Source organism: Fructobacillus apis (genome assembly GCF_023893635.1).
Lineage (GTDB): Bacteria > Bacillota > Bacilli > Lactobacillales > Lactobacillaceae > Fructobacillus > Fructobacillus apis.
In genome coordinates this window covers 50,558-67,209 of record NZ_JAMWYK010000005.1, presented here as the reverse complement: position 1 = coordinate 67,209, position 16,652 = coordinate 50,558, and the positions used below count along the sequence as shown (strand labels likewise).

At 47.5% G+C, this 16,652-nt stretch carries 15 protein-coding genes and 1 tRNA gene; 3 read left to right on the top strand and 13 right to left on the bottom strand.

Annotated elements, in window-relative coordinates; all coding sequences use genetic code 11:
* Nucleotides 1–3: 3 nt before the first annotated feature.
* The 4 genes from NFX39_RS04995 to NFX39_RS04980 form a co-directional block, all read right to left on the bottom strand.
* Nucleotides 4–969, bottom strand: a complete 966-nt coding sequence (locus NFX39_RS04995) for an ABC transporter permease (RefSeq protein ID WP_252443594.1) — start codon at nt 967–969, stop codon at nt 4–6.
* Nucleotides 966–1,964 carry an ATP-binding cassette domain-containing protein gene (locus NFX39_RS04990; protein WP_252443592.1) on the bottom strand — a complete coding sequence of 333 codons (999 nt, stop codon included), beginning with the start codon at nt 1,962–1,964 and terminating at the stop codon, nt 966–968. The genes NFX39_RS04995 and NFX39_RS04990 overlap by 4 nt, the downstream gene beginning before the upstream one ends.
* Nucleotides 1,965–1,967: 3 nt before the next feature.
* Entirely contained in the window at nt 1,968–2,975 is a 1,008-nt protein-coding gene (locus tag NFX39_RS04985) for an ABC transporter ATP-binding protein (protein WP_252443590.1), read from the bottom strand.
* Nucleotides 2,976–3,155: 180 nt separating this feature from the next.
* Nucleotides 3,156–4,715: an ABC-F family ATP-binding cassette domain-containing protein gene (locus NFX39_RS04980; RefSeq protein ID WP_252443588.1), complete on the bottom strand. Its 1,560-nt coding sequence runs from the start codon at nt 4,713–4,715 to the stop codon at nt 3,156–3,158.
* Nucleotides 4,716–4,957: 242 nt separating this feature from the next.
* On the opposite strand from NFX39_RS04980, the gene NFX39_RS04975 reads away from it, so the two are divergent.
* Both NFX39_RS04975 and NFX39_RS04970 read left to right on the top strand, forming a co-directional pair.
* Nucleotides 4,958–5,290: a lactoylglutathione lyase gene (locus tag NFX39_RS04975; RefSeq protein WP_252443586.1), complete on the top strand. Its 333-nt coding sequence runs from the start codon at nt 4,958–4,960 to the stop codon at nt 5,288–5,290.
* 112 nt (nt 5,291–5,402) lie between these two features.
* Nucleotides 5,403–5,475, top strand: a tRNA-Lys gene (locus NFX39_RS04970).
* Nucleotides 5,476–5,587: 112 nt separating this feature from the next.
* Here NFX39_RS04970 and NFX39_RS04965 read toward each other — a convergent pair.
* Nucleotides 5,588–7,006, bottom strand: coding sequence for a peptidoglycan amidohydrolase family protein (locus NFX39_RS04965; RefSeq protein WP_252443584.1), 1,419 nt, complete (start codon nt 7,004–7,006; stop codon nt 5,588–5,590).
* A gap of 323 nt (nt 7,007–7,329) precedes the next feature.
* Entirely contained in the window at nt 7,330–8,325 is a 996-nt protein-coding gene (locus tag NFX39_RS04960; RefSeq protein WP_252443582.1) for an NAD(P)/FAD-dependent oxidoreductase, read from the bottom strand.
* Between the two features lie 104 nt (nt 8,326–8,429).
* On the opposite strand from NFX39_RS04960, the gene NFX39_RS04955 reads away from it, so the two are divergent.
* Nucleotides 8,430–9,386 carry a nucleoside hydrolase gene (locus tag NFX39_RS04955; protein WP_252443580.1) on the top strand — a complete coding sequence of 319 codons (957 nt, stop codon included), beginning with the start codon at nt 8,430–8,432 and terminating at the stop codon, nt 9,384–9,386.
* A 53-nt stretch (nt 9,387–9,439) separates the two neighbouring features.
* Here the strand turns inward: NFX39_RS04955 and NFX39_RS04950 are convergent, their stop codons facing one another.
* The 7 genes from NFX39_RS04950 to yycF all read right to left on the bottom strand — a co-directional run bounded on the left by NFX39_RS04950 (nt 9,440) and on the right by yycF (nt 16,574).
* The gene (locus NFX39_RS04950) at nt 9,440–10,792 is read right to left on the bottom strand and encodes a glucose-6-phosphate isomerase (protein ID WP_252443578.1); all 1,353 of its coding nucleotides are present in this window, start codon (nt 10,790–10,792) and stop codon (nt 9,440–9,442) included.
* A gap of 34 nt (nt 10,793–10,826) precedes the next feature.
* On the bottom strand, nt 10,827–11,720 hold the full coding sequence (locus NFX39_RS04945) for an ROK family protein (protein ID WP_252443576.1): 894 nt from the start codon (nt 11,718–11,720) through the stop codon (nt 10,827–10,829).
* Nucleotides 11,721–12,000: 280 nt separating this feature from the next.
* Nucleotides 12,001–12,642, bottom strand: a complete 642-nt coding sequence (locus NFX39_RS04940; protein WP_252443574.1) for a deoxynucleoside kinase — start codon at nt 12,640–12,642, stop codon at nt 12,001–12,003.
* Between the two features lie 139 nt (nt 12,643–12,781).
* On the bottom strand, nt 12,782–13,906 hold the full coding sequence (locus tag NFX39_RS04935; protein ID WP_252443572.1) for a S1C family serine protease: 1,125 nt from the start codon (nt 13,904–13,906) through the stop codon (nt 12,782–12,784).
* Nucleotides 13,907–13,974: 68 nt separating this feature from the next.
* Complete coding sequence (locus NFX39_RS04930; RefSeq protein ID WP_252443570.1) at nt 13,975–14,775, bottom strand: ATP-binding protein; 801 nt, start codon at nt 14,773–14,775, stop codon at nt 13,975–13,977.
* Nucleotides 14,776–14,792: 17 nt separating this feature from the next.
* Nucleotides 14,793–15,803, bottom strand: coding sequence for a HAMP domain-containing protein (locus tag NFX39_RS04925; protein WP_252443568.1), 1,011 nt, complete (start codon nt 15,801–15,803; stop codon nt 14,793–14,795).
* 60 nt (nt 15,804–15,863) lie between these two features.
* Nucleotides 15,864–16,574 (bottom strand): response regulator YycF, encoded by a 711-nt coding sequence (gene yycF, locus NFX39_RS04920; RefSeq protein ID WP_252443566.1) that lies wholly within the window; start codon nt 16,572–16,574, stop codon nt 15,864–15,866.
* Nucleotides 16,575–16,652 lie beyond the last annotated feature (78 nt).

Here is a 16,652-nt window from a genome sequence, read left to right as displayed (position 1 = left end):
TCCTTACTTCACACGAATTCTTGGATCAACCCAGGCAGAAATGATATCTGAGAGCAGACCACCAAATAATGACAAGATTCCTTGGAAGAGCATCAAGGCGGTGATGACCGTGTAATCACGGCCAGTCAAAGCCTGCACGAAGAGTGCACCCAGTCCAGGGTATCCGAAAACCGTTTCAGCAAACATCGCCCCACCAAGGACCCCGGTAATGGAATAACCAATTCCGGAAGCGATTGGCAAGAAGGCATTACGTAGAATGTGCTTCTTGAACACCACGTTCATCAAGACACCCTTGGCACGCGCCGTACGAACGTAGTCTTGGGCCTGTTGGTCCAAAAGGTTTGAGCGCAGGTACTGGAAGACGCTGTTCGTTGAGAACAGCGCAATCGTCAGGGCTGGCAAGAAGGCGTGGTAGAGGTTGTTAAAGAAGTTTTGGAAGAAGGTCTGTGTTTCGTCGATTCCAGTTCCTGAACTTGGGAAGATTGGAATCAAGTAAACAAAGACAACCAACATGATGAAGTAGAAAACAAAGGAAGGCACGGCTGAGGTCAGCGTGTTCCAAACGACCAAGGTGCGGTCGAGCCACTTGTTTTCGTTTCGGGCAGCAACCAAGGCCTGGCTGACCGCCAAAACGTAAGTTAAGGCCGTGGCGATGATTCCCATCATCAACGTTGGCCAGATACGTTGTCCGATGATCTTTGAAACAGCCAAGCCCTTGTGGACCGTGTAAGAAGTTCCAAAGTCACCGTGGAAGACGTTCACCACCCAGTGCACGTACTGTTGGTACCATGGCAAATCCAACCCGGCTGCGTGACGCATCCGTTCAATGGTTGCCAAATCAGAGTTCGGGTTCAAGTTTCCGTAGAATGGATCACCCGGCATCAACTGAGCTAAGGCGAAAATCAAAACGGAAACCAAGAAGATTTGCGGAAGCATGATTAAGACACGCCGAAAAATTGTTTTGATCATGATTCTTCATCCTCCTTTTGAATGGAAACAGCGTGCGTGTCCGTCAACTTAACCAAGTCGTAGGCACGGAGTGGATCACTGTTTTCTTCGTAGTAGCGGTCACGGTTTTCGTCGAATTCCTTTTCGACCGCGATTCGTTCTTCACGCTTTGCCTTTCGACCCGCTACCGTTTGGCTTGGAATCGAAGCAAGCAAGCGCTTCGTGTAAATGTGTTGTGGGTTTTCAAAGATTTCATCCGTCGTTCCGACTTCGACGAAGCGTCCGTGGTGCATGATGGCGATGTTGTCCGTCATGTACCGCACGACCCCGAGGTCGTGGGAGATGAAGAGGAAAGAAATCCCGTACGTTTTTTGAATTTCCTTCATGAAGTTCAAGACCTGGGCCTGAACAGAAAGGTCCAAGGCAGAAACCGGTTCGTCGGCCACAATCAACTTAGGATTGGTTGCCAACGCGCGGGCGACAACGATTCGTTGCCGTTGCCCACCAGAGAACTGGAATGGGTACTGCGTGATGGTTCTTTCAGGCAAACCAACGATGGCCAAGAGCTCGCGAATGCGGGCATCAATCTTGTCCGGGTCAAAGGAACGGTCAGCGTCCGAGTGCTGCGCGCCAATCTTGTTTGGAACCCCAAAGTTCTTGAGGGGCTCAGCCAAGATGTCTCCGATGGTCTTTCGCGGGTTCAAAGAAGACTGGCTGTCTTGGAAGACCATTTGAACGTCTTTGTTCAGGTTCAAGGCTTTCTTTTGCTTCTTGGTCGTGACGTCCTGTCCCTTGTAGGAAACAGAACCTTCCGTGGCCTCTTCCAAACCAACGATGATTTTTCCAATCGTTGATTTACCGGAACCAGATTGACCAACGAGCCCGTAGGTCTTTCCTTCTTCAATCGTAAGGGAAATGTCGTCGACGGCGCGGATGTAGTCCACGACTTGGTTGAAGAAACCAGCTCGTTCCGCGTAGTAGACTTTTAAGTTTTTAATTTCTAATAACGGCCCCATGAGCTAATCCTTTCTTTGTGCTTGTTCGTCGATGTTGAAGTTCTTCCAGGCGTTTCCACGAACGAAGTGCCCGTCTTCGACCTCGGTCAAGACGTCTGAGACGGTGGCGTTCACGACGGCTTCGTCTAAGCCAGGGACACGCTTCAGGAAGGAATCCTTCGAGAAGTCCATTTCCGCCAACGATGGCACCGTTCCTGGAATGGCGTAGAGGTGTTCACCCGGTTGCACGTTTGAAGGATCAGCCTTCAACAATGACTGGGTGTAGGGGTGCTTTGGGTTTTCGAAGATTTGCTCAACGGCACCCTTTTCGACGATTTGTCCCGCGTACATCACGGCGACATCATCGGCCAGTTCGGCCACGACATCCAAGTTGTGGGTGATGAGCAAGACCCCAGCGTCCTTCTTTTTCTGGATTTCTTTAATCAAATCAAGAATCTGGGCTTGGATGATGGAATCCAAAGCGGTCGTTGGTTCGTCAGCGATAATCAAATCGGGTTCGTTGGCCAAGGCGATGGCAATCATGACACGCTGACGCATTCCACCGGAAAGTTGGTGGGGATATTGGTCGGCGACACGCTTTTCTTCGTCGATTCCAACGTCGTTTAAGAGTTCGCGGACACGGTTTTTGACTTTAGTTGACCCCTTGTCGTGAACGGTGATGGCTTCGGCGATTTGTTCACCGATTTTCATCAGGGGGTTCAAAGATGAGAGCGGATCCTGAAAGATCATTCCGACGGACACGCCTCGAATTTGATCGAATTCTTTTTCGGTAAGGCCGACGACTTCTTTTCCAGCGACTTGGATAGAACCGTTGACCTTGGTGTACTCGGGGTTGTGGAGTCCCATGATGGAGGTTGCAAAGGTTGACTTTCCTGAGCCGGATTCGCCAACGAGGGCGAGAACCTTCCCTCGTTCGATGTTCAAGTTGATGCCGGAGATGGCTTTCTGGTATTCATCGCCAATCCGAAAATCGACTGATACATCGTGGGCTTCTAATAATTTTTCAGTCATCGTTTTAGCTCCTTACGTTATTTTCTAAAAGTATATCATTAAATTCTCATAATTTCCTCATAATATCTAACTTTTTCATTTTAATTTAATATTTCTTTGGTCAACGTCAGAATCTTGGTCGATTCTGACTTTGTAACGACACAAAAAAAGCACCCATCACAGGGTGCTTTTTGAGTTAAATTATTTGTCTGGATTCTCTTTATGAGAAAGCGCGGCAACGTTCAACGTTTGGTCCGCGAGGTCCTTGGTAAAGGACACTTCGTGGGAAACGATGATGGCGTTTCCTGGGAATTCCTTGATGGCCTTGTACAAGGCGTTCTTGGTTTCTTCGTCCAGGTGGTTGGTTGGTTCGTCTAGGATCAAGAAGTTTGATGGCTTCATTTCCATGATGGCCAACTTGACCTTCGTCTGTTCCCCTCCGGAAAGCTGGAAGAGCGGCTTCTTCGCGTTTTCAGCGTTGATTCCGGCTGCGGCCAGGCGTTGGCGGAGTTCCTTTGGCAGGATGGTTGGGAACAAATCCTGCATCGCCTCAAGCGGCGTCTGCTGGTCGTTGTTCCAGTCCAAGTCCTGGTCAAAGTAGTTGACGATGGCGGATGGTGAGAATTCAACACGTCCGCCAAGCTTTGGGATGTCGCCCAAGATGGACTTGATCAGCGTTGACTTACCGGCTCCGTTGAATCCGGCGAAGACGATCTTCTTTTCCGCGTTCATATAGAAGGAAACGGGATCCAAGATTGGTTCCTCGTATCCTACGGAGAGTTCGTCGACCGTCAGAGCTTCGGCAGATTGCGTGTTCACGTATGGGAAGTTGAAGTGCGACTTCAAGTTGTCTTGAGGCGGTTCAACCTTGACCATGCGGTCCAACATCTTTTCACGGGAACGGGCCATCTTGGAAGTTGAGGCACGGGCCTTGTTCTTCGCGATGAACTTTTCAGCCTTGGCGATTTCCACCTGCTGCTTTTCGTATTCACGAACCTGTTGCTCGGCGCGTTCTTCCTTTTGACGCATGGCCTTCTTGAAGGAACCACGGTACTTCGTGATTTTTCCGAAGGAAACGTCGGCGATGGCGTTTGTGACCTTGTCCAAGAAGTCAAAGTCGTGGGAGATGATCATCGCAGCACCCTTAAAGTCCTGCAAGTACCCTTCCAGCCATTCGATGTGCTGAACATCCAGGAAGTTCGTCGGTTCGTCTAGGATGATGACGTCATCTTCTTCCAAGAGCAGCTTGGCCAAGATGGTCTTGGCACGCTGTCCACCGGACATGTGTTCAAGCTCACGGTCACGACCAATGGCTTCCAATCCCAATCCGGAAATGACGCGTTCGATTTCCGTATCGACCTCGTAGAAACCAGCCGCATCCAATTCTTCTTGGAGGCGTCCGGCCTTTTCCAAGAGCTTGTCGTCGGCCGTCGCGGCGTACTTTTCGTACATTGCCGTCGCGCGGTCCTGCTTATCGTATAAGTCTTGATAAGCCGTGTGGAGGAAGTCCACCAAAGTCATCCCCGCTGGAATTTCCGCGTACTGGTCCAAGTAACCGATTTTGAGGTTCTTGGCCCACTCGATTTTTCCTTCGAGTGGCAACACTTGTCCGGTTAAGATGCGAATCAACGTGGACTTACCGGCCCCGTTTTGGCCGACAATTCCCATGTGCTCGCCGGCCTGGAGTTCCAAGCTTGCGTCTTCGTATAAAGTTTTTTCTGCGTAGGCCATTGACAGCCCACTTACTTCTAATAATGCCATAGAGCAATCTTACCACATTTTGCCCCACCACCATAGCAAAAGACCGGTATTAGCCGTATACTGGGGATATGTATTGGGATGGCAAAGTCCGGTGCGATGAGGGCGTTTTGCTTGAAGTCTGAACTGTCTGCCGCCGCCTCTTGATTGGAGGACCGCGCCTTTTTTACCGCCTACCCGCGCTTTTATTTAACAGCCGCGCCCTGCGGCCCACCTCCCAAAATCACTTTTAAAGGAACGCCAACATGAAAGTTCGCAAACTCAACCACAAAACCATCCCCTCAACAGACCAAAACCGCGCCTACCGTTTCTGGCGTGACGTTTTCGACCTCCCTCAGGGTGGCTCCCAAGAAGATCGGATTCTCCTTGTCGACCATGAGGAACTTCACTTCACATTGGGAGATCCAGAAGACCATTTTGAGCTCCTGGTGCGCGACCACGTTACCGACCTGAGAAAGCACTTCCGCAACAACTTCGTTTCGATTTTAAAAGAAGAGGAACGCTACGGCGGAAAGGTCGCGTTAACGGTGCAAGATTCGGAGGGCAATACCGTTGTCGTCGAAGGAAACGCGGACTGAGGAAGCAAGGTCGGGGGTGACTTTGGCAGTGAAAAAATTCTTTGAATTTTTTGCTAAAAAAGCTTGCCCACCATGGGTCAGCATGCTACAATAATATCTGTTGTTTGAAACTGGTTAGTTAGCTCAGTTGGTAGAGCAACGGACTCTTAATCCGTGGGTCCAGGGTTCGAGCCCCTGACTGACCATCAACAAAAAGACCAACACTTCGGTGTTGGTCTTTTCTTTTATCCCATAAAGCAAAGCAACAAAAAAGCCCCCTGGAAAACCAGGAGGCTTTTTTCATTGAGAAGCAATGAATTACTGACGGTAAACGTAGAATGGCAAGTTTCCACCATTCAAACCTGCGTTAATTTCGTATGCTGTATCGAAGTTCCAAGACGTCACAGCCGTTCCGGCTTGTCCCTTCGTTGAGTAGTTAACGGAGATGGCGTTCACATCATCCGTCATCACTTGCACGTGACCGGCCGCACCACCTGAAGCACCGCGGGCACCCCAGATAACGATGTCACCACGTTCTGCTTGCCATTCATGGCTAGAAGAAATCAAGTAGTAACCGTTTTGTTGCAAGTAGCTGTGCATGGAATCCGTGTTGTAGAGCCAGGCTGGCTTTGAAGCCCCAGCTTCGTACATGGCTTGAACCATTCCACCAGAACAGTCAGCCGTTCCATCGGAACCATTTCGTGAACCAGACATTGAGTAAGTCAACTTACCACGGTTGTTTTCAAACCAGTTGATCAACGCTTCCGTGTCCACGCGGTTTTGGTGGGCTGGTGTCACGTTTGCTTGGCTAGGTTGCGCAGCAGGCGCTGGTTGTGGTGCAGAAGCTGGCTGTGCAGCTTGCGAAGGCGTGTAGTTCGTTGGCGTAACGTTTGCTTGGTTGTTATCGTCAGCCATCTTGAAGTCAAGCTTTTGAGCTTGGCTGTTTGCCCCATCGGCATCACCCTTATCAGCCGTGTTGTTGGCTGCAGGAGCTTCCGGTGCCTTGTTGACATCGTTTGACGTGTTTGCAGCAGTTGCTTGTGAGGCATCGGCTGAAGGCGTTTCATTGTTACCAGAGCGGTTCATTTGAGCCGCTTCTGCAGCTGCTTGTGAGTCCGAAACGTGTTGGTCGTATGAAGCTTTTGCTGCTTCAGCCGCACGCGCGTCGGCCGCTGCCTGGTCGTTTTGTGATGAGACTTGGCTGTTCACTTCACCTTCGTTTTGAACTTGTGGTGCTTGGTTTTGAGCATTTGAATCAGCGTTTTGCTGAACCATGATCATGTTTTGGTCACCGTTACCAAGGTCGGCCTGCTTTTGTCCGTCCTTCAAGTAACCGGCGTCCTTCAAGCCCTGAATAACCGTTGCTTGCTTGTCCATGTGTTGACCCGCAACCAAAAGGCCGTGGTCTTGCAAACCAAGTTCTTGCGCAGCGTCGTCAGCGGTCATCCCAAAGGCAGCAGAGATGGCGTTCAACGTGTCTCCCCACTGTGCTTGGTATGACTGGATGCTAACGGCACCCTGTGATTGAATGGCAGCCTTCACTTGGTCGACGGAGTTCGCCGTCCATTGTGAGGTCGTTTTGCTTTGACCGAGATCATCCACTGAGTTAGCAGAAGCGGTCATTCCATTCCCAACAACCGTTGCGCCCAAAACGGCACCAGTTGCGGCCAAAGTAGTTGCTCCAGCAGTCACCATCAGGCGCTTGCTGAGTTGTTTCATTTTGTTCTTTTCTGTCATAATGAAACCTCCATTTCATGTTAGACTGCATTACTTCTCTTCAATAGCATAGCAGAATTCATCTCTAAAAAAGCCTTCCACCTTGGAATTCCGTATTTTTTAAACTTTTCTTAACCATCTTTATAAATACAGAAATAATTTCAAATATATGTCGTTTAAGACACATAAATGACGACTTAGGACAAAGCCTTTCCTTTTCCTTTTCAAAGTCAAACCCGACCCGCATACTGACGGTAGAACATGGAGGAAAAAGAGATGACAAATCACCGTCCCAACGACCGCGCCTCACCTAAATCAAATAAAAAAAGCCTTCCGGCTTTTCATTAGTCAATATTCAATGATGACGAGTGACCTGGTCCTGCATGGTTCGGGTCAAAGGAGGCAATGGCTGCGTTCACCGCTGCCGGCCCCTGACCAAATCCTGTAGCAATCAAATCAGCGTGCCCTTCATAGGAGGACAAGTCACCAATGGCATACAGCCCCTCTTCTTTGGTCTTCATCTGGTCTTCCACCACTAAGCCGGCCTTATCCCAATCGACATCAACAGCCCAGTCGCGTTCAGCTTGACCGTCCGTTTTAAAGCCATACTGCACCAGCAAATCATCCACGAGGATACTTTCTTGAACCTCGTTTTCTTTTGCGAAGGACAGGTTAACTTTCAATCGACCGTCTGCGTCCTTTGTTGTGGATAGTACCTTGTAGGGCGTCTTCTTTTCCACACCGCTTCGGTCCAGTTCCAAAACAGACTGTTCCAAGGCTCGGAAAGCATCACGTCGGTGAATCAAATAAGTTTTGTTCGCACGCTTTTCAATTTCATTGGCCAAATCGACGGCGGAATCACCCCCACCCAAGACGGCAACCGTGTGCCCCTCATAGGAATTCAAATTTGGAGCGAAGTAGGACAAACCTTGACCAAGGAGCTCTTCTTCGTTTTCAACCTGCAGGCGGCGTGGGCTAAAGGCTCCCTTTCCGCTGGCCAGGATAACCGCTTTCGAACGCATTTCCTGTTCGCCATTCACCTCTAAGACGAATTCCTCGTCGACTTTTTTGAGGTTCGTCACCTTATGGTTCGTTAAGACCGGCAGATCAAAACGTTTGGCCTGTGCTTCCAAGCGCTCAATCAACTCACGTCCCGTCATCCCCGCCATAGCAGGCACGTCCCAAATTTTCTTATCGGGATAAAGCGTCGTCACCTGTCCCCCAATTTCGGGTAAGGCTTCCAAAACAGCGACGTTGACGTTTCTTAGCGAGGCGTAATAGCCGGCAAACAGCCCGACAGGCCCAGCCCCAATAATTAAGATGTCGTACGTTTTAGTCATGCAATAACCTCTTCGTTCGTATTTTATTGAATATCTTGCTATTTTTCGCCTATATTCACTGTTAATTTGCTATAATAACCTTATTAAAGAAAGGACTTTTCCCCATGCCGAAAGTAAAAATGATTCTTGACCTCGATACTGGTGTCGACGACGCCTTGGCCCTCGCCTACGCGGTAGGACACGAAGATATCGATTTAATCGGAATTATTGCTTCTTATGGAAACAACTTAACTTCCGTAACTGCACAAAACTCACTCGATTTGCTCGACTTACTCGGTCAAAACGACGTGCCTGTTTTCTACGGAGCAACCCACTCAACGACAACCGATGACTTCACTGTTATGGAAGTATCAAAGACCATTCACGGCCAAAACGGTGTTGGTGATGTGCTGGTCCCTAAGTCAAAGCGTACCATTTCCGAACAATCCGGTGTCGACTTCTTGATTGAAGCCGCTCACGAATACAAAGATCAGCTCGTTTACTTGCCAACCGGTCCGTTAACTAACTTAGCACTGGCCCTTGAAAAAGATCCTGAAATTGGACAACTCATTGGTCAAACGACGTTGATGGGTGGGGCGTTGACGGTTCCTGGAAACGTAACGCCGTTTACGGAAGCAAACATTAACCAAGATCCAGAAGCCGCCGACATCGTCTTCCACCAACAAGACAAGTTAACGATGGTTGGTTTGGATGTCACGTTGCGTACTTTGCTGACGAAGAAGCACACGGCCGAATGGCGTGCAATCGGCACAACAAAGGCAAAGCTTTATGCAGATATCATGGACTACTACATCGATGCCTATTATAACCTAGACATCGACAAACGGGGAGCCGCATTGCACGATCCGCTTGCTGTCGCTGTTGCCGTTCAGCCCGACTATGTTGATACCATGCCATTGAACATGAAGGTCACAACCGACAAAGAAACTGGCGACTACGGCCGTACAATCGGTGACACAGACCAACTGTTGGACCCTTGTCACTCACAAGCGGCCATCTTGGTTGACCAAGACCGATTTGTTTCTGACTTCCAAAACATGATGAAAAAGGTTTTGGCCTAAGGCATTTCAAAGCAAATAAAAAAGCCCAAATCACTTTGGGCTTTTTTTCGTGCTTATTTTGACAAACGTTCTTGATAAATCTTGCTTTGTTCTTCATAGCCGGGCTTACCGAGCAAGGCAAACATGGCCGTTTTATAGGCTTCAACACCTGGTTGGTTGAATGGGTTGATACCAAAGAGGTAGCCGGAAATGCCGACTGCCATTTCGAAGAAGTAGATCATGTAACCCAACGTGTAAGCGTCTTGCTTTGGCAAGTGGACGGCCAAGTTTGGCACACCACCGTCAACGTGGGCCATCACAACTCCCTGGAAGGCCTTCGTATTGACGTCGTCAATCGTCTTTCCTTCCAAGTAGCGAAGGCCATCGTTGTTTTCTTCTTCAACTGGCAAGTCCAAGTTTGAAACTGGACTGTCCAACTTAACAACCGTTTCAAAGAGGTCGCGACGACCTTCTTGGATGTATTGGCCAAGGGAGTGCAAGTCCGTTGAGTAGTTGGCAGATGATGGGTAGATTCCCTTTTGGTTCTTTCCTTCAGATTCACCCATCAACTGCTTCCACCATTCAGACAAGTACTGCATGGTAGGTTCCCAGTTGGTCAACAACTCGGTCGTGTAACCCTTGTCGTACAAGATGCGACGAACTGCCGCATACTTATAAGCGTCGTTCTTGCGTAAATCCTTTTCCGTGTATTCGTTCTTGGCGTCAGCCGCTCCTTGCATCAAAGCGTCGATGTCAGCACCTGATGCGGCGATTGGCAAAAGCCCAACGGCAGTCAAGACGGAGAAACGACCACCAATTCCGTCCGGAATCGTAAAGGTTTCATAGTTTTCCAACTCGGCTTCGCCGTGCAAAGCCCCCTTGTTGGCATCCGTTGTCGCGTAAATTCGCTTCTTGGCTTCTTCAGCACCGTACTTCTTTTCAAGCAGTTGCTTGAAGACACGGAAGGCCATGGATGGTTCTGTCGTCGTTCCGGACTTGGAAATCACGTTCACTGAGAAGTCCTGGTCCCCTAAGACACGAACCAAGTCGTTCAAATAAGAAGCAGACGTCGAGTTTCCTGCATAGTAAATTTTTACGCCCTTACGGTCTGATTCTGGCAATTCGTTTGCAAACATTGGGTGCAAGAAGTCAATCGCCATCTTCGCACCGAGGTAAGAACCACCGATTCCGATGACAATCAAAACCTTGGAATCCGACTGAATCTTCTTTGCGGCCTGCTTAATGCGGTTAAATTCTTGCTTATCGTAGCTTTCTGGCCAATCAACCCAGTCCGTGTAGTCAGCACCAGCGCCCGTTCCGTTGCGGAGTTCTTGATCCGCCATCGTGACGAGCGGTTGCATTTCATCCAATTCATGGTCAGCGACAAATTGTGCGATGTCTTTCGTCTCAAACTTAATGTGTGCCATTCTTTTACCTTCTTTGAGTTTCTATCTATTCTTATTATAACTTTTCAACGGCTTCGTTTTCCAAAGCTTTTGTGGCTAAAGCAAAGTCACCAATCGTTGCAGAACCATTATCTTCCGCCCGTGGCATTCGGAGGTATTCCTTCAAATCCGGAACGTCGACATAGTCGTTTAACAAGTCGGCGAATTCTTTTCGAATCATATCCAAGAACGTCTCGGAGATGACCCCACCACCAAAGACAATTTGGTTTGGACGAATCGTTAACGTGTAGTCCAAAACGGCCTGGGCAATGTAGTAGGCCATGTAGCCCCACACCGGATTCGTAAATGGCACTTCCCTTCCGCTCTTTCCTAATCGGGCTTCAAAAGTCGGACCCGACACAAGCCCTTCCAAACAGTCCTCATGATAAGGACAGATACCCGAAAAGCTCATGTCTTTAGGATGCCTTTTTACTCGAATGTGGCCCGCTTCCGCGTGTCCTAAGGAACCAAGAAACTTACCATCAATGATGGTGCCGGCTCCTACACCCGTTCCAACCGTGAAGTAAACGATTGATTCAAGCTTCTCGTTTTCCTGTTTTGATAAGATGTATTCTCCGTAGGCCGATCCGTTAACATCCGTCGTCCAATAGATGGGCACGTTGATGTGACTCTTAATGTACTCGACAAAATTAACGTGCGCCCAGTGCTTTTTTGGTGTTTTCGTAATGCAGCCATATTCTGGCGCGCTCTTGCGAACTTCAATCGGTCCAAAGGAACCAATGCCGATGGCCTTCAAATCCTTAAAGCGCTTGAAGAAAGCAACGGTCTGACCTAAAGTTTCTTCTGGTGTTGTCGTTTTAAAGGCAACTGTTTCAATAACACGATAATTTTCATCACCAACGGCACAAACAAACTTTGTGCCACCGGCTTCAACACTACCTAATAGCATAGCAAACCTCTTTACTCACAAGTTCCAGTTCCACTTCCCGTTCATTAAGAACAGCTTTCCTGACGAAATGCATGCCGTTAATGAACGTTTACAAAACCCCCATAACAAACTCCTTTATACACATCCATATCTTTTGTACACTTTCATTCTAGAACAACTCTCTTTAAAATGAAAGCGGTTTCATTAACTTTTTTGTAATTCTTTCAGAATTTATAAGATTAATTTTAAAGGAAAGAAAAAAGGCACGCAGCAATCGCATGCTCGTGCCTTTCACGACAGATTAACCAGCCTTCACTTCGGCAAGCTTGTCGTCAATCATTTGCAAAACTTTTTCCTTGGCCTCCGGATCTTCAACAAAGTTCAATTCATCCCCGTTGATGAGCAACTTTGGTGAGCGATCGTATTCATCAAACCAAGCTTCGTAACGCTCGTTTAAGTCCTTGTAGTACTGGAACAAATCAGGGTCTTGTTCAACCTGTTCGAATGGACGGCCGCGCTTTTGAATACGCTTCAGCATCGTCTCAAGGGACACACGGACGTGAATCAAAAGGTCCGGTGTCTTGAGCTGATGTTCTTCATCAACTTCCTCTAAGACGTTGTTAACAAGGTCTTTGTAGATTTCAACTTCCGTTTGTGTTGCACGTCCCAAATCAGCGTTCAACTGAAAGAGCAAAGCATCTTCGAAGATCGAACGGTCTAAGATGGCACGTTCTTCTTTTTGCGCTTCCATAATTTGTTCAAGACGTGTGTTCAAGAAATATACCTGCAGTAAGAAAGCATACTTCTTGGGATCTTGGTAAAAGAGCGGCAGGATTGGGTTGTTATCCACACTTTCATAGTATGCTTTTCCACCTAAATGTTCCGCTAAAATATCGGTCAAACTTGTTTTTCCGGCACCAATGGTTCCTGCCAATACAATCATCTATTTATCTCCTAAAACTCGCTTTCTTTAGTATAGCAAAGGAAACAAAAAGAAAGCAGTCTTGACATTTATAATTTGGCAAATAAAAAGAGCACCAACGCTTAGTTGGTGCTCTTTAGCAAGTTATTTTTCACTTTGGTTACGATTGCAAAGACTGGTTCAACTTTACCGTGACCGTCTTCTTGTCCGTACCACGATAGTAGGTCAGCTTAATCTTATCACCGACCTTGTGGGTGTATAGCTTTTCACGCAAGTCAGCTTGTGATGACACTTTGTCGCCATCCAAGGCAACGATTAAGTCATACTTTTGAAGCTTTGCCTTATCTGCTGGTGAACCATCGTTTACTTGGTAAACAACAACACCACCCGCGAGGTCCGTTGGCAATTTCAGCGTATCCTTCTGTTCATCTGCTGGAACCTGGGAAAGATTAATCATCGAGATCCCAAGAGCCGGACGCGTCACACTTCCATACTTCACTAGTTTGTTAACGATGTCGACCACTTGGTTTGATGGGATGGCAAAACCAATCCCTTCAACAGCGGAACCGGAGTTCGAGCTCGACAGCTTCATGGAGTTGATTCCCACGACCTGTCCAGCCAGGTTAATCAACGCACCACCAGAGTTTCCAGGGTTGATGGCTGCATCCGTTTGGATAACCGTTGACCCACCGTAGTTCTGGCTAGACTTAGTATCCGAGTTCACCAAACGTTTCGTGGCAGATACAATCCCTTCCGTTACGGAAGAAGCATACTGAGACCCGAGCGGCGACCCAATGGCCAATACCTTTTCACCAACCGAAATCACCTCGGAGTCGCCGAAAGCAGCTGCTGAAAGATCATTCGTGTCCGATACCTTCAAAACGGCCAAATCCGTTAAGGCGTCTTTTCCAACTAATTCAGCCACCAGTGTTTGATTACCGTGTGTAATGATTTGAATTTTCTTCGCACCATCGATGACGTGGTTATTCGTCACAATGAAAGCCGATCCGTCCGCCTTCTTGTATACAACACCCGAACCTTCTGATGCTTCTTGGTTTTCACTCTTAAAGTTAATGACCGAAACAACCGCGTTTGCTACTTTTTTGTAGGCCGTTTGGGCGGTGTCAGAAGAAGATAACTTTTCGGTCTTCGAAGATTTCAGTGCAACTTTGGTATGGGTTACTTGATAGTTCTGGTAGATTTCTTGCCCTGCAAGAACGGCAGACCCACCAATTAAACCGGCAAAAGCACCAGCTAACATTAACTTTGTAAGCTTGTTTTCCATATCAAATCTCCAAATTTTACTGCTATCAGTTTAGCGAACCCTAATTAATTATAAATTAAGAAAGCAGGCTAATCGTCATCCCAGCGCTTTCCAGACTGAAGTAATTCATCGTCGACAAAGGCGAGTTCTAATTTGAATGTTGAACCAACACCTTCCTTGGACTCTACCCAAATTTTACCACCAAATGTCTCGATGACTTCCTTGGAAATCGCTAATCCTAATCCCGTACCACCCATGGCACGTGAACGTGACTTATCCACTCGGAAGAATCGATCAAAGACCCGAGCCTGATCCTTCTTCGGGATTCCAAGACCTTGATCGGAAATCGCTACTTGAACGTTTTCGCCATTCTTTTGGAGTGTAACGGTAATGGTTCCCCCATCCGGCGAATACTTCATGGCGTTGTTCAAAAGGTTATCCAAAACCTGCATGATTTTATCGTGGTCAACGTCAACCCAGTATTCATCTTCTGGAATTTGTCGCTCAATCTTGAGGGGTTTCGTGTTCAGCTCGTTGTTGTCATTCGACAAAATCATGTCAAAACGGTCCAAGACGAAGTTCATCAAGGAGTTCAAGTTAACCAACTCCGTTTTAACCTCCATTGTTCCTTGGTCCATTCGTGACAGTTCAAGAAGGTCAGAAACCATTCGAGACATACGTCCCGTTTCATTTTGAATCACGGAAAGGAAGTCATTCATCACTTCAGGATTTTCTTTTGCGCCATCGACCAAGGCTTCAACGTATGAAGTCACTGTCGTCAAAGGGGTTCGCAATTCGTGAGAGACGTTTGAAACGAAGGCCTTTCGCTCTTCTTCCGTCTTCAACTGAATGGTAACATCCCGAAGAATCAGGATTAAGGCGTTAATCATTCCGGAAGGATCCTTAATCATCGAAATTCGAACTTCAATAATTCGATCCCCCAAGTCCATCGTGAAAGGCTTTTTGTTTTAATTAAGTCACGAATGTTTTGATATTCTGGCATATCCAAAATATCAAAGACTGGCTTTCCAAGCGTCTCGTACTCATTGATTTTGAGGTAGTTAGATGCCGCTTGGTTAATGATTGTTAATCGACCACGTGCGTCCGTCAGTAAGACACCATCATTCATGTGATGCAAAACGGAATAGAGTCGATTCTTTTCATTGGAAATCATTTCCGTTGATGACGCAATTTTTTGCGACATCACGTTAACAGACTGGGCCAACTGCGCGATTTCGTTGGAACCGCCAATTTTGTTGACCATGGCGTAATCACCAGCGGTAATTCGAGCGGTCTGTTTAGAGATTTGTTCGATTGGTCGGGTGACCGTTCTTGAGAGAATCACCGCTAAGTAGAAGGCTGCGATGACCGTCAAGACTCCCGCCAAAATGAAGAGCCACATGATGCGCCGGGCGTTGGAATAAATCTGGTGGAGATTTCCGTACACCACCACGGCACCAACGGTTTGGTTGTCGCTTCCCTTCAGGACGTTTGTCACAATAACTTCTTGTCCTTGGGCCCCGTCATTTGTTCGCACCTTTCGGTATGCCAAGTCACCGCGCAAAGCCATTTTAGTGTTCGTATCTAAGCGTGTAGTGACCGGCCCCTTTTTCTTCAGGTCATGCTGATCGGTGATGATTTTACCTTCTTGGTCATAGACAACAACATTGTCCACCATCCGGTCATCAAAGTCAGTAATCGCCCGTTTCATTCCTTTTTGTGCGTCACTGTCTTCCGGGTTGTCCATCCCATTAACAATTTGATTACGCAAATAGGTGGGCATCGTCAACTTATCTTGAGATGAAACTAAATCGGAGTGTTCAATTTGGTGAACGAAGAAGACCCCAACCGATTCAAATAAGACGACAAAAAAGAGGACAAAAACCAGTGACATCCGGAAGCGAATTGATTGTAGCATGCTGGCAAAAAATTTCATATTCGCAAATCGGCTACTGCCTTGCCCTCCTTAAATTGTATTTTAGTTTGCTTGCTTTCCTGATGAGAGATAGTATCCTACTCCACGACGAGTTCCCAACCAAACTGGGTGAGAAGGTACGTCTTCAATCTTTTCACGCAAACGGCGAACCGTAACGTCGACTGCACGAACATCGCCGAAGTAGTCGTAACCCCAAACTTGACGGAGCAAGTTCTCACGGTTCATCACTTGACCGATGTGTTGTGCCATGTACGCCAACAACTCAAATTCACGGTGTGTCAATTCAACGTCAACACCGTCCTTTGTCACCATGTAAGTCTTGGTGTGAATAACCAAGTTACCCAATTGGATGTCATCTTGGTTAACGGCGTTGTCATCGTTTGATCCTGGTGTGTGACGGTTACGGAGGTCGGCCTTAACACGAGCGACCAATTCACGGTTTGAGAATGGCTTGGTGATGTAATCATCGGCACCCATTTCAAGTCCGATAACCTTGTCGATTTCGGAATCCTTGGCCGTTACCATGATAACCGGCGTCTTATCCTTCGCACGGATTTGGCGGAGTACTTCGATTCCTTCGATTTCAGGCAACATTTGATCCAACAAAACCAAGTCAGGATTTTCAGACTTGTACAAGTCCAAAGCTTCTTGACCGTCACTTGCCGTAACAACTTCGTATCCTTCTTTTACCAAGTTGAATTTAATGATATCTGAAATAGGCTTTTCGTCATCTACGACTAAAATCTTATACATAACCCCACACTCCATTTAAAAAATTACTATATATGTGTCATTGTAACACAGTTGCGTCGTATGTTGACTTTTTTACCG

What these genes read in the sequence shown, in the direction of transcription:
- NFX39_RS04995 (WP_252443594.1), bottom strand. Translation starts at nt 969, where the DNA reads ATGATCAAAACAATTTTTCGGCGTGTCTTAATCATGCTTCCGCAAATC.
- NFX39_RS04990 (WP_252443592.1), bottom strand. Translation starts at nt 1,964, where the DNA reads ATGGGGCCGTTATTAGAAATTAAAAACTTAAAAGTCTACTACGCGGAA.
- NFX39_RS04985 (WP_252443590.1), bottom strand. Translation starts at nt 2,975, where the DNA reads ATGACTGAAAAATTATTAGAAGCCCACGATGTATCAGTCGATTTTCGG.
- NFX39_RS04980 (WP_252443588.1), bottom strand. Translation starts at nt 4,715, where the DNA reads ATGGCATTATTAGAAGTAAGTGGGCTGTCAATGGCCTACGCAGAAAAA.
- NFX39_RS04975 (WP_252443586.1), top strand. Translation starts at nt 4,958, where the DNA reads ATGAAAGTTCGCAAACTCAACCACAAAACCATCCCCTCAACAGACCAA.
- NFX39_RS04965 (WP_252443584.1), bottom strand. Translation starts at nt 7,006, where the DNA reads ATGACAGAAAAGAACAAAATGAAACAACTCAGCAAGCGCCTGATGGTG.
- NFX39_RS04960 (WP_252443582.1), bottom strand. Translation starts at nt 8,325, where the DNA reads ATGACTAAAACGTACGACATCTTAATTATTGGGGCTGGGCCTGTCGGG.
- NFX39_RS04955 (WP_252443580.1), top strand. Translation starts at nt 8,430, where the DNA reads ATGCCGAAAGTAAAAATGATTCTTGACCTCGATACTGGTGTCGACGAC.
- NFX39_RS04950 (WP_252443578.1), bottom strand. Translation starts at nt 10,792, where the DNA reads ATGGCACACATTAAGTTTGAGACGAAAGACATCGCACAATTTGTCGCT.
- NFX39_RS04945 (WP_252443576.1), bottom strand. Translation starts at nt 11,720, where the DNA reads ATGCTATTAGGTAGTGTTGAAGCCGGTGGCACAAAGTTTGTTTGTGCC.
- NFX39_RS04940 (WP_252443574.1), bottom strand. Translation starts at nt 12,642, where the DNA reads ATGATTGTATTGGCAGGAACCATTGGTGCCGGAAAAACAAGTTTGACC.
- NFX39_RS04935 (WP_252443572.1), bottom strand. Translation starts at nt 13,906, where the DNA reads ATGGAAAACAAGCTTACAAAGTTAATGTTAGCTGGTGCTTTTGCCGGT.
- NFX39_RS04930 (WP_252443570.1), bottom strand. Translation starts at nt 14,775, where the DNA reads ATGATTAACGCCTTAATCCTGATTCTTCGGGATGTTACCATTCAGTTG.
- NFX39_RS04925 (WP_252443568.1), bottom strand. Translation starts at nt 15,803, where the DNA reads ATGCTACAATCAATTCGCTTCCGGATGTCACTGGTTTTTGTCCTCTTT.
- yycF (WP_252443566.1), bottom strand. Translation starts at nt 16,574, where the DNA reads ATGTATAAGATTTTAGTCGTAGATGACGAAAAGCCTATTTCAGATATC.